This window comes from Flavobacterium sp. LMO6 (genome assembly GCF_009495795.1).
Classification (GTDB): domain Bacteria; phylum Bacteroidota; class Bacteroidia; order Flavobacteriales; family Flavobacteriaceae; genus Flavobacterium.
Map to the genome: position 1 here is coordinate 179634 of NZ_WIBH01000005.1, position 12566 is coordinate 192199.

13 protein-coding genes are annotated in these 12566 nt (G+C 30.2%); 5 read left to right on the forward strand and 8 right to left on the reverse strand.

The annotated features are described in order from the left end of the window. Window position 1: 1 nt before the first annotated feature. The 3 genes from GFJ99_RS07055 to GFJ99_RS07065 all read right to left on the reverse strand — a co-directional run bounded on the left by GFJ99_RS07055 (window position 2) and on the right by GFJ99_RS07065 (window position 2616). The gene (locus GFJ99_RS07055) at window positions 2-475 is read right to left on the reverse strand and encodes a DUF1573 domain-containing protein (protein WP_153208125.1); all 474 of its coding nucleotides are present in this window, start codon (window positions 473-475) and stop codon (window positions 2-4) included. Window positions 476-487: 12 nt separating this feature from the next. Then, window positions 488-1429, reverse strand: coding sequence for a transcription antitermination factor NusB (gene nusB, locus GFJ99_RS07060; RefSeq protein WP_040471017.1), 942 nt, complete (start codon window positions 1427-1429; stop codon window positions 488-490). 83 nt (window positions 1430-1512) lie between these two features. Continuing rightward, on the reverse strand, window positions 1513-2616 hold the full coding sequence (locus GFJ99_RS07065) for a Glu/Leu/Phe/Val dehydrogenase (RefSeq protein ID WP_153208126.1): 1104 nt from the start codon (window positions 2614-2616) through the stop codon (window positions 1513-1515). A gap of 194 nt (window positions 2617-2810) precedes the next feature. On the opposite strand from GFJ99_RS07065, the gene GFJ99_RS07070 reads away from it, so the two are divergent. Then, complete coding sequence (locus GFJ99_RS07070; protein WP_153208127.1) at window positions 2811-4559, forward strand: ABC transporter ATP-binding protein; 1749 nt, start codon at window positions 2811-2813, stop codon at window positions 4557-4559. A gap of 71 nt (window positions 4560-4630) precedes the next feature. Beyond that, a complete protein-coding gene (locus tag GFJ99_RS07075) occupies window positions 4631-5005 on the forward strand; it encodes a PUR family DNA/RNA-binding protein (RefSeq protein ID WP_153208128.1) in 375 nt (124 codons plus the stop codon). A 53-nt stretch (window positions 5006-5058) separates the two neighbouring features. On the opposite strand, the gene GFJ99_RS07080 is transcribed toward GFJ99_RS07075, so the two are convergent. The 4 genes from GFJ99_RS07080 to trxA form a co-directional block, all read right to left on the reverse strand. Next, window positions 5059-5391: a tRNA-binding protein gene (locus tag GFJ99_RS07080; RefSeq protein ID WP_153208129.1), complete on the reverse strand. Its 333-nt coding sequence runs from the start codon at window positions 5389-5391 to the stop codon at window positions 5059-5061. Between the two features lie 191 nt (window positions 5392-5582). After that, window positions 5583-5795: a DUF2892 domain-containing protein gene (locus tag GFJ99_RS07085; protein ID WP_008257940.1), complete on the reverse strand. Its 213-nt coding sequence runs from the start codon at window positions 5793-5795 to the stop codon at window positions 5583-5585. Window positions 5796-5811: 16 nt separating this feature from the next. Further along, complete coding sequence (locus GFJ99_RS07090) at window positions 5812-6201, reverse strand: rhodanese-like domain-containing protein (protein ID WP_153208130.1); 390 nt, start codon at window positions 6199-6201, stop codon at window positions 5812-5814. Window positions 6202-6243: 42 nt separating this feature from the next. Beyond that, the gene (gene trxA, locus GFJ99_RS07095; protein ID WP_370454299.1) at window positions 6244-6573 is read right to left on the reverse strand and encodes a thioredoxin; all 330 of its coding nucleotides are present in this window, start codon (window positions 6571-6573) and stop codon (window positions 6244-6246) included. Between the two features lie 115 nt (window positions 6574-6688). Here trxA and hemN point away from each other — a divergent pair, with 115 nt between their 5' ends. Continuing rightward, complete coding sequence (gene hemN, locus GFJ99_RS07100; RefSeq protein WP_153208131.1) at window positions 6689-8053, forward strand: oxygen-independent coproporphyrinogen III oxidase; 1365 nt, start codon at window positions 6689-6691, stop codon at window positions 8051-8053. A gap of 245 nt (window positions 8054-8298) precedes the next feature. Here hemN and GFJ99_RS07105 read toward each other — a convergent pair whose 3' ends face one another. Continuing rightward, window positions 8299-10128 (reverse strand): hypothetical protein, encoded by a 1830-nt coding sequence (locus GFJ99_RS07105; RefSeq protein ID WP_153208132.1) that lies wholly within the window; start codon window positions 10126-10128, stop codon window positions 8299-8301. Between the two features lie 233 nt (window positions 10129-10361). Between GFJ99_RS07105 and GFJ99_RS07110 the strand changes: the two genes are divergently transcribed. Further along, complete coding sequence (locus tag GFJ99_RS07110) at window positions 10362-11708, forward strand: DEAD/DEAH box helicase (protein ID WP_153208133.1); 1347 nt, start codon at window positions 10362-10364, stop codon at window positions 11706-11708. 292 nt (window positions 11709-12000) lie between these two features. Continuing rightward, complete coding sequence (locus GFJ99_RS07115) at window positions 12001-12294, forward strand: GIY-YIG nuclease family protein (RefSeq protein WP_040471019.1); 294 nt, start codon at window positions 12001-12003, stop codon at window positions 12292-12294. Window positions 12295-12566 lie beyond the last annotated feature (272 nt).

Genomic DNA, 12566 nt, shown 5'->3' on the forward strand with positions numbered 1-12566 from the left:
TTTATTTAGTTATAGCTGTTTTTTCAGCTGGTGTTACATTTGCTTTAATTTTGAACATTTCATGTCCGTTGGCAGTATTGGTTTTTAAAGTAACCGTTTTTTCTTGCGCTCCTGGTTTACCTTTAGAATCAAAAGACACTTTTATAGGTGCAGATTCTCCTGGTTTAATTGGCTCTTTTGGAGGTTGAGGCACTGTACAACCACAACTCCCTTTAGCTTCATAAATCATTAAATCAGAATCACCTGTGTTTTTAACCATAAATTCTGTTTCTACAATTGCGCCTTCTGCAATTGTTCCAAAATCATGAACTTCTTTATCAAATTCTGCTTTTGCTAATCTTCCAGCAATAGCATTTTCAGTTTGAATAGCTTTCATATCCTCTTCTGTGATTTTATCTGCTATACTTTCCTGTTTACAAGCTGTTCCTAAAACAACTAATGAAAGGGACAATAACCCAACTGATTTTCTTAACATACTTTTAAATTTTTATAATAAACCTCTACCTGCTTTATTTAATTTACCATCTCGATTAAATTCTTTAACCAAGTTGTCTAAAATTCCGTTGATAAAAATACTACTTTTTGGTGTAGAATACTCTTTTGCAATTTCTAAATATTCGTTAATTGTTACTTTTGTAGGTATAGATGGAAATTTTAATAATTCGCAAATGGCCATTTTTAAAATAATCGTATCTATTTCTGCAATACGTTCCACATCCCAATTTGGTGTTTTATCAATATATTCTTTAGATAATTCAACTTCATTTAAAACCGTTCTTCTAAACAAGTTTTTTACAAAATCTTTATCATCTTCGTCTTTATAAACTTTAGGAACAATAAGGGTATCTTTTTCCGATTTTAATTGTTTGATTTGCTTAACAATTAAAGTATTAATTCCTGGTAAATCATCAACCCAAGTTAATTTATAATCTTCTAAATAATCGTATAATCGATCGCTAGGCGCTATAACTTCAGTATATAAATCAATAATAAAGAATTTATCTTCTTCAAAACTTGTAGTGGATTTCTCCATGTAATTTTGGTACAACTCACTTTCTTTAACAGAATCAATTAACGCTAATATAATATCGTCGTTTAATTTCCAGTTATTAATTTTATTATCATCCAAAGCTGTTTCAAGCGCTTCTGATTCGGATAATAAAACTAAAACTTGATTGTTTATGAATTTTAAATTAGGCTGACGTTCTTCTTGAGTTGCTAAATGCTTTTTTGAAGCCAAATCGATATATTCTGTTTCTTTCTTTTTGATTTCAATAAGAACTGAAAGCAATAAAAGATACAAATTTTGTGTATTTTCAATACTTTGAAAAAGAAATTTTTCTTCTTTATCCAAATTATCAGATTGATGTTGGTGCATGGCATAAATACTTTGCATCACTTTTACTCGGATATGTCTTCTGTTTAACATACTAATTAAGAACTTTATAAAATTAAGAGAGCGAAAGAATAACTCCTTTCGCTCTGCAAAAATACAATATTATTTAAAATGAATTACTTCTTTAATTCATTTTTTGCATCATCAATTCGTTTTTGTGCCATTGAAAAAGCAGCTTGATGGGTTGTAATGTTATTATCATCTGCAAATTTGAAAATCTCTAATGCAGTATTGTAAATGTTTTCTGTTTTCTCCATAACTTGAGCATTCGTCCATTTTACTAATTCAGAATACACATTAATAACACCACCAGCATTAATTAAAAAGTCAGGTGCATATAAAATACCTTTGTCTTTTAAAATTTTACCATGAATAGCTTCATTTGCTAATTGATTGTTAGCCGCACCAGCAATAATACTAGCTTTAATATTGTTGATAGTAGCATCATTAATAGTAGCTCCTAAAGCACATGGTGCATAAATATCTACATCAGCACTATATAAATCGGCACCTGTAAAAATGTTAGCGCCATACTTCGCTCCTACTTGGTTTACTCTATCTTCGTTAATATCAGTAATGGTAACTAAAGCACCACTTTCTGTTAAGTGTTGTACTAAAACTTCACCCACATGTCCAATTCCTTGTACTAATACTTTTTTACCTTCTAAATTATCAGAACCATATTTGTATTTAGCTGCTGCTTTCATTCCCATAAAAACACCATAAGCAGTAACAGGAGAAGGATTTCCCGAACCACCTCTTTCTACTGAAATTCCAGCAACATATTTAGTTACTTCATTTACAGTATCCATATCTTTAGTTTCCATTCCTACATCTTCAGCAGTAATGTATTTTCCAGATAAAGAATCTACAAATTGTCCAAAACGACGCATTAATTCTGGAGTTTTTTGAGTTTTAGCATCGCCAATAATTACAGCTTTACCTCCACCTAAATTTAAACCTGAAATCGAATTTTTATAAGACATGCCACGAGACAAACGTAAAACATCGTTTAACGCTTCCCATTCATTTGTATAATTCCACATTCTGGTTCCTCCTAAAGCAGGTCCTAAAACTGTGTTATGAATTCCAATAATTGCTTTTAATCCTGTATCTTTGTCGTTGCAAAATACAACTTGTTCATGACCATCAAAAGAAACCTGACCAAATACTGGGTCTACTTTATGAAGCTCATTTGCTTTTAATAATTCTGTTGTCATGTGATTTTAGTTGATTTGATAATTATTCATTATTTAATTACAATATTACGAATAATTTTAAATTGATTCAAAAAATTATATTTATTTTAATAATTTAGCAATAAAATGCTATAAAAATAGATAATCGTTCATTATCAATTGATTACCTTTTTTTATCAATTTGATGTTGAATAAGTATCACTCTTAAAAAAATTATGAAAGAACTGCAATATTTAAACAAATACTTTGTCAAATATAAATATAGATTCCTTTTAGGTATAGTCATCACTATCGTTGCCCAAATATTTAAACTTTATGTTCCTAAGTTTTTTGGAGATTCTATTAGAGCAATAGAAAATACTTCAATTCTTAAAGCAGAAGCGCAATCCATTCTTTTAAATAACTTTATTTATACTTTAATTGTGGCTTTTATTGGTGGTTTTTTAACGTTCTTAATGCGTCAAACATTAATTGTAATGTCGAGACACATTGAGTTTGATTTAAAAAATGATATCTACAAGCATTACCAAACTTTAACTCAAAGGTTTTATAAAAAAAATAGAACGGGCGATTTAATGAATAGAATTAGCGAAGATGTAAGTAAAGTAAGAATGTATGTAGGACCTTCAGTAATGTATTCTATTAACACGCTCATCATATTTATCGTGGTTATTATTCAAATGGTGCTAATTTCTCCGCAATTAACATTTTATTCGTTACTTCCTCTTCCTTTATTATCATACGGAATTTTTAAAATTAGTTCTCAAATTCATAAAAAAAGTGGTTTATTTCAACAAAATCTTTCTACACTTTCCTCTTTTACCCAAGAAATATTTTCAGGAATTAGGGTAATAAAAGCCTACGCAATTGAAGAAAAAAAGCAAAACGAATTCAATGTTTTAGCAAAAGATAGCAGAAATAAAGCAATGGATTTAGCTAAAACGAATGCTTTATTTGGACCTTTATTAATATTACTAATTGGCCTAAGTAATTTAATTGTAATTTATGTAGGAGGTACAATGTATATTAATAAAACTATTCCTGATTTTGGAGTAATTGCACAGTTTGTTCTTTACATCAACATGCTTACTTGGCCTGTGGCATCGTTAGGATGGGTTTCTTCCTTAGTTCAAGAGGCAGAAGCTTCTCAAAAACGAATAAATGAATTTTTAAATGAAGAGCCCGAAATTCAAAACACAAATAACAATCCTTCTACAATAGAAGGAACTATTAAATTTGACAATGTGTCATTTGAATATGAAGATACAAATAGTAAGGCTTTAGATCATGTGTCATTTGAAATTCAAAAAGGAAAAACATTAGCAATCTTAGGCAAAACAGGTTCTGGTAAATCTACATTACTTACCCTAATTAGTAGGTTATACGACACTCAAAAAGGTACCGTTTATATTGATAATAAAGATATTAAAGAATTGAATTTGTTTGATTTACGAAACCAAATTAGTGTGGTACCTCAAGACGCATTTTTATTTTCGGATAGTATTAAAAACAACATTAAATTTGGAAACGAAGAAGCTTCAGATAATGAAGTGATAGAAGCCGCTAAAAAAGCAGTGGTTCATGATAATATAATGAATTTCAATTTACAATATGAAACCATTTTAGGAGAAAGAGGTATTACCTTATCGGGCGGACAAAAACAGCGTGTTTCTATTGCCCGAGCGCTGATTAAAAACGCTCCAATTCTTCTTTTAGATGATTGTCTTAGTGCAGTTGATACGGAGACCGAAGAAACCATTTTAAATAATTTACTCGAGTATTGTAAAGACAAAACAACTATTATTGTAAGTCATCGAATTTCATCTGCTAAAAATGCAGATTCAATTATCATTTTAGAAGATGGAAAAATTTTAGAACAAGGTACTCATTCTCAACTATTAGAACTAAATGGCTACTATAAAGAGCTATACGTAAAACAACTTTCAGAAAAAGAAATTGACTAAACTTTTGTTTTATCCAATTTTTTTTTAGATTTTTGAGACGCTATAACACTAATTAATTTGAAAGTAGAATTATGAGAGAAAATGACATGTTAGAAAAAGAAGATATTTTTTCTAAAGTATTGCGTGCAGGAAGAAGAACATATTTCTTTGATGTAAGAGCTACAAAAGCAGATGATTACTACATTACGATTACCGAAAGTAAAAAGTTTACCGAAGAAGATGGTTCTTTTCACTTTAAAAAACACAAAATTTATTTATACAAAGAAGATTTTGCTGCCTTCAGAGAAATTTTAGACGAAATGACTGATTTTGTTCTTGACCAAAAGGGAGAAGAAGTAATTTCTGAAAGACACCAAAAAGATTTTAAAAGAGAAACATATACAGAAGGAAACGAAGAAATGAAATCTGCAGAAAGTTTTACAAATATTGATTTTGACGATATTTAATCTTTTGAAAAAAAATACAAATCCCAAACTCTTAATTGAATTTGGGATTTTTTTTATCCAATTCGCAACCCATTTGCAACCGGAATATCAGAAGTAAGCAAAACAATATCGTTCTCCTCGCCTACTGAACCCAACACCAAACATTCGCTCATAAAATCAGCGATTTGTTTTTTAGGAAAATTGACAACTGCAATAATTTGTTTACCTAGTAATTCTTCTTTAGAATAACGTTTTGTAATTTGTGCTGAGGATTTTTTGATACCTAATTCAGTACCAAAATCAATCGTTAATTGATACGAAGGTTTATTTGCCTTAGGAAAATCTTGTACTTCTAAGATAGTTCCTAAGCGCATTTCTACTTTTTCAAAATCATGCCAAGTTATCATATTTATAAAATAAAAAAGTACGAGGGCATCTAAAAAGTCTTGATTTGTCAAGCTGTCCCGAAACTTCGGGATCGTTTCAGCTTCTATAAAATATTACTTTCAATCATATCTAGATTCCGAAATAAATTCGGAAAGACAAAACACTAACTTTTAGGAAACACTCATACTTTATAGTATAAGTTTAGAGATTATTACTTTTTTGTTTTTACCTTACAAGTATTAACTCCTAACAATGTATAAAGTGGACAAAATTGAACCGATGCTGTAACAACCATTACAGCTCCTACTCCTAATGCTACCCATTTTATTGTTCCATCTAACATACCAGAGAGACCTACAATTAAAACAATAATTCCAATCATAACACGCAAAAAGCGGTCACCAGTTCCTACATTTTTTTTCATAATAACAGTATTAAATTTATTTTACTGTGGGCTTGTTTTTACTAGTCCAGTTAGAAATTCCTCCTTCTAAGTCGGTTATAGCTTTAAATCCTAGTTCTTTTAATCTTGCTGCTGCCTTTGCACTTCTTCCGCCTGCTTTGCAATATACCATGACAGGTTTTTCTTTATCTAAATTCGCTACATTAGCATCAAAATCGTCAGACATAAAATTAATATTAACCGCATTTTCAATATGTCCTTCATTAAATTCTTCTGGAGTTCGAACATCAACCAACTGAACCTCTGGCTCTGCCATTTTTTTCTCATAAGTGGCTACATCCAAAACTTGCACACCATCAGCTTGATTTTTTAAACAAGATGTAAATCCTAACAAAAGGAACATTAAACTCAATACTTTTATCTTCATTTTTCTATTTTTTATGTTTTCGAATCTAAATATACAAAAAAATTAATTCAAATGATTACTGATAATATCAGTTAAATCTTTTGAACTTAAAACTCCCGATTGTCTCCAAAGCATTTTACCTGTTTTAAATAACATTAAAGTAGGAACACCTCTTACCATAAAATGACTGGCTAAATCTTCATGCTGGTCTACATTAATCTTAATAATTTTAACCGATTCCTTTAAATTTATTTTCACTTCTTGTAGTATTGGCGACATCATTTTACATGGACCGCACCATTCAGCATAGAAATCCACTAAAACCAAATCATTCCCGTTTATTATCTCATTAAATTTTGCGTTCATAATATTTATTTTTTCTACTTCAAAGATACAATTTAAACATTTTTTTATCTGTAATGAATGTTACATAAAGGCTACATGATAATTATCATTTTTTATTGCATGCAACAAAAGTAAGTTTGTAATGTGCTAAAATTCTATCGCTATGTCTGTATCTATAGTCCAAAAATATAATGTTCCCGGACCCCGCTATACCAGTTATCCTACTGTTCCATACTGGGAAGAGGAAAATTTCCATTTAGAAGACTGGAAACGAACACTTTTACAATCTTTTAAAGAATCAAATGCAGCTGAAGGAATTAGTTTATACATTCATCTTCCCTTTTGTGAAAGCCTTTGTACTTTTTGTGGATGCAATAAAAGAATAACAAAGCGTCATGAAGTTGAAGATCCTTATATAACAGCTATTATTAAAGAATGGAAATTATATTGTGAATTGTTTCCAACCCAACCTATTATTAAAGAAATTCATTTAGGAGGAGGAACTCCCACATTCTTTTCTCCTGAAAACTTAGAACGATTAATAATTGGCATTTTTGATTACGCTACAAAAGCACCAGAACATGAATTTAGTTTTGAAGGACATCCAAACAACACAACCAAACAACATTTACAAAAATTATACAATATCGGTTTTAGAAGAGTAAGTTTTGGCGTGCAAGATTATTCTCCACACGTACAAGAAGCCATTCATCGTGTACAACCTTTTCATAATGTAGCAAAAGTAACTTTTTGGGCAAAAGAAATTGGTTACACATCTATTGGACACGATTTAATTTTTGGACTTCCTTTTCAAAATTTACACGATGTTCAAGATACAATAGATAAAACCAAATCTTTATTTCCAGATCGATTGGCTTTTTATAGTTATGCCCATGTGCCTTGGATTAAAGGAAATGGTCAACGCGGTTTTAATGATGAAGATTTGCCAAAAGATGATGAAAAAAGAGAATTATATGAAGAAGGGAAAAAACAATTGGCTAAAAACGGATATCATGAAATAGGAATGGATCATTTTGCCTTAGAAAACGACAGTATGTACACTTCTTTTAAAGAAGAAAAACTACATCGAAATTTTATGGGATACACCGCATCTAAAACTCAATTAATGATAGGATTAGGTGTTTCTTCTATAAGTGATAGCTGGTACAGTTTTGCTCAAAATGAAAAAACTATTGAAGATTATTATGCTCGTTTAGCAGACAATCAATTGCCTGTTTTTAAAGGACATTTATTAACTTCCGAAGACTTAATTATTAGAAAACATATTTTAAATTTAATGTGTCAATTCTCAACATCTTGGAAAGACAAATCGTTAGATTTTCCAGAATTAACAACCGTTCTAGAAAGTTTAAAAGAAATGGAAGACGATGGCTTACTTACAATTCAAAATGAAAGCATCACAGTTACCGAAAAAGGAAAACCTTTTGTTCGTAATATTTGCATGGCATTTGATTTACGCCTAATTAAAAAGGCGCCAGAAACTAAGCTATTTTCAATGACGATTTAACCTAAAACTTGAAACCTGTAACAAAAACATATTAGTCATATAAGGAAAAAGTGAATTGTTAAGTTGAGTAAAGTTCATAAAAGAGATGCTTGACAGCATGACAAACTAGACGTAAAGTGTTTTGAAAATTAAGAAAAAGTGAAACGTCTCTGTGTAGCTCTTTCAACATTAACCAAGTTAATAAATACTCGGTGAAGCTCTGTGTAAAAACTTATGACTTACAACATAAACAAGAAACCAAAAAACTAATCATATCGAATATAAGCCGGTTTAGACAATTGAAAATCATACAAGGATAAGTTATTGTTTTCAAAAGAATTAAATCTTGTTATATCATCTCCATCAAAAGGAATTGTAGGATAATACGAAAAGGAAATTTGGAAGCTATTGAAAACCAAAAAATCGTTATTAATTAAAGCACCAATACTAAATTTTGAATATACTTTACTAGAAAATAAGGCTTTTGTATCTGCTAAAGACCCAAGTGTCATATTAAAATAAGGACTAAATCGAAATCCATACCAACTGCCCGGAATATAAGATTGGGTTTGAAAAGAGGCTGTCCATTTTTGAACACCACTTAAACGGTTATCAAATCCTGGCAATCCATCATCATCTAGCAAACTCAAACGATCTTTAAACGAATCATCGCGATTATTTCCCCAAACGTAAGTTGGCTTTACAAACTGTCTAAAGCGCCATTTTCCCCAATACAATAAAGGACTAAAATAATTAAATCCGGTTTTAAAAGTCGTTTGCTCTGTAATTCCCGAATTATAAAAACTTCCCCACTCTGCAAATCCACTAGCATAACCAAAGAGGAATTTTCTACCATAAGAAATATTAATTCCGTTATACATTCGTGTAGTACTATTCTTTTGTTGTTGTCCTATAATTAGGGAAATATTTTCACCATACGGAATATCTTCTGTTATATTAAAATTGAAAATAAACTTATCTTGATAAAATTTTTGTTTGGAAAAACCAATCATTCCAATCCAGTTTTTTTCAGTTGAAAAAAAGTTTGTAGGATCTAAAATTTCATCAGGCACAAGACCATATTTTTTTTGATTATAAGTAATGGCTAAAATCATATTATTAAAATAACGCTCAGGATTAGTTAAAGCATTTACTTTAAAAGATCTTCCATACCAATATTCCTGAAAATCATAAGAAATTACCTGAGGAATATAAATTGCTGAAGTTGGAAATTGTTCCGTTTGTAATCGGTTTTCAAAATTAAATCCTCCTGCATTTTTGGCTATAACCGAATAAAACGGACGATTGATATTGATACTTCTTCTACTATCATTATTATACTCTTTAGCGTATTCTAAATCCAATCGTATGTAAGTATTTTTAATATTATTGATTGAATATTGAGCATATGTAGCTTTTTCTTTCGTATCAAAACGATTCTTAATATTTCCGCTTATCAAATGACCAAAACCTAAAATATTACGCTCCGTTAATTTAAAACTACTTTCATTTGAAGATAAACTTCCTGTTGGAATTAATGTCCACGAATCTAAAACTCTAATTTTAACATCAATAGAATCTTTACTATTTTCAATTCCAATCGGTTGTATTAGAACTTCACGCACAAAACGCTGACTTCTAATTAAACGTTCTGATTCTTTCAAAAGTAACGAATCGCAAAGGCTATTTTTTTTAAATAATAATAAATTCCGAATCGTAAACTCTTTTGTTTTAATATGAGTTACATTTCCAAATCGCTCAAATCCATTTCTTGGTTTTTTTGCTTCATTTTTTACCGATTGACCAAACGGATCTAAAGTTTCGATATAAATATTCCGAATAATTTTTCCATTCGTTTCATTAGTAATCAAAGGCTTTTCTATATGTTTTTTTTCAGGAATCAAATTTTCAACCTTCAGTGCAGATGATCGAAAAAGTAATTTATAAATAAATTTATTGAACTTATTTTTTTGAGACAATTCATGAATATCATTATAAATAGTTGTTGTGCTATCTATTTTTTTAGTTTGAGCAAAAGCGTCCTCACTATAAAAACAGAAACAAATCAGAAAACAAACTATTATTCTTTTAATCATAATTTACTTAAATTCCTTATTTAGTTAACCAAAAGGAAACAAGTTTGTAAAGTAAATAAAAATGTAACAAATTCTGTTACATCCTACAAAAATACATTCCAAAAAGTTTATGTACCTTTGCAGACAATTTTATTTACATCATGAATTCGCTACTAACGCGAGTTTACATAAGCAAACATATTCTTAAGAAAATTGATAACATTGGTCATCAATAAAAAATACAATTCAAACATATGAAAACGTTCCAAGAATTCGATTTACCAAAATCATTACAAAAAGCATTAGACGAATTAGGTTTTGTTCACGCCACTCCTATTCAAGAAAAATCGCATTCTGTAATTCTTTCAGGAAGAGACATGATGGGAATTGCGCAAACAGGAACAGGTAAAACTTTTGCCTATTTACTTCCTATTCTTAAACAATGGAAATTTCAAAATAACGAATCGGCAAGAATTGTAATTTTAGTTCCTACTCGAGAATTAGTAGTACAAGTTGCCGAAGAAGTTGAAAAACTAACCAAATACATGAGTGTAAGAACGCTTGGTATTTATGGTGGTGTTAACATCAACACACAAAGAAAAGCATTAGCGCAAGGCGTTGATATTTTAGTTGGAACGCCAGGTCGCGTAATGGATTTAGGACTTGACGGTGTTTTACGTTTTGACGAATTACAAAAATTAGTTATTGATGAATTTGACGAAATCTTAAATTTAGGTTTCCGTACCCAATTGACTTCGATCTTATCGATGATGCGTGGCAAAAAACAAAACATCTTATTTTCGGCAACTATGACTGAAGAAGTAGATGCTATGTTAGATGAATATTTCGAATTTCCTGAGGAAGTATCTTTGGCACAAAGCGGAACGCCTTTAGAACAAATTGAACAAATTGTATATAAGGTTCCAAATTTCCTTACCAAATTAAACATGTTGAAACACTTGGTTCGTGAAACCGAAACCATGGAACGTGTTTTAATTTTCGTAAACAACAAACGTATTGTTGATTTGGTTTTTGAAACCTTAGACGAAGAATTTCCAGGACAATTTGGCGTAATTCACTCGAATAAATCGCAAAATTATCGTTTAAATACAATGGCTTCTTTTCAAGCGGGTGAATTAAGAGGTTTAGTTACCACCGATATTATGGCACGTGGTTTGGATATTTCTGATATTACACACGTTATTAATTTACAATTCACTGAAGAACCTGAAAAATACATGCACCGTATTGGTAGAACAGGTCGTGCTGATAAAACAGGTATTGCCATAAGTTTGGTTTCACCAAGTGAAGTTGAAAGTAAAATTGAGGTAGAATTGTTAATGGATACCAAAATTAAAGAATTTCCACTACCTGAAGATTTAAAAATCGAAGAACGTTATTTAGACTTCGAAAAGGAAAAGAAAAAAATGAAATTCTTATTGAAAACTCCTAAAAAAGAAGGTGGAGAAGCTTTTCACAAGAAAAAAGAAAAAAATGCTAAGGTAAACCTTGGTGGCCCAGGAAAACGTAAACCTCGTAAAACCGAATCGAGAAATAGAAACATCGAACGTAAAAGAGACGAGAAAAGAAAGAAAAAATAGTGTTCAGTTTTGAGTTGGCAGTTTTGAGTTTTGAGTGTTTTAGATTTTAAAAAACCTAGTTTTTGAAATATAAAATTGTATAAAGAACTATAGAAACTATATAACACCACCGTTACTTCGAGTGATTTTAGAATATAAAAACTTAAGATTTTATATTCTAAAATTGTATCGAGAACTATAGAAACAATATAACTCAACCGTCACTTCGAGTGATTTTAAATTTTAAAAACCTTAGTTTTTGAAATTTAAAATTGTATCGAGAACAACTGAAAACTTTTTCTATTTTTGTCTTATGCAAATCTCATACGTCTATATACTAAAATGCGCTGATGATTCCTACTACACAGGAGTAACCAGCAATTTGAATCAACGTATGTACCAACATGATTCCGCATACTTTCCAGATTGCTATACCGCTTCAAGAAGACCAGTAGAATTAGTCTTTTATGCAGAATTTACTAATATAGGATTCGCAATTGATAAAGAAAAACAAATAAAAAAATGGTCAAGAGCTAAAAAAGAAGCTTTAATAAATGGCGACTTCGATGAACTTCCAAATCTTGCAAAGAAAAGGTTTGAACAATAATAATTTTCATTAGTTCTCGATACATTTTTCATAAAATAGCTAAGGCAATTTTATAAAAAACACTCGAAATGACGAATGTGGAATTACGTTTACTTTTAACTATTTTTTTGTCAATTAGCTTCTAAACTACATACAAAACTACCGTCACTTCGAGTGATTTTAGATTTTAAAAACCCTAGTTTTTGAAATCTAAAATTGTATCGAGAACTATAGAAACGATATAATACCACCGTCACTTCGAGTGATTTTTTAAAGGAAAAATGTTGATTTTT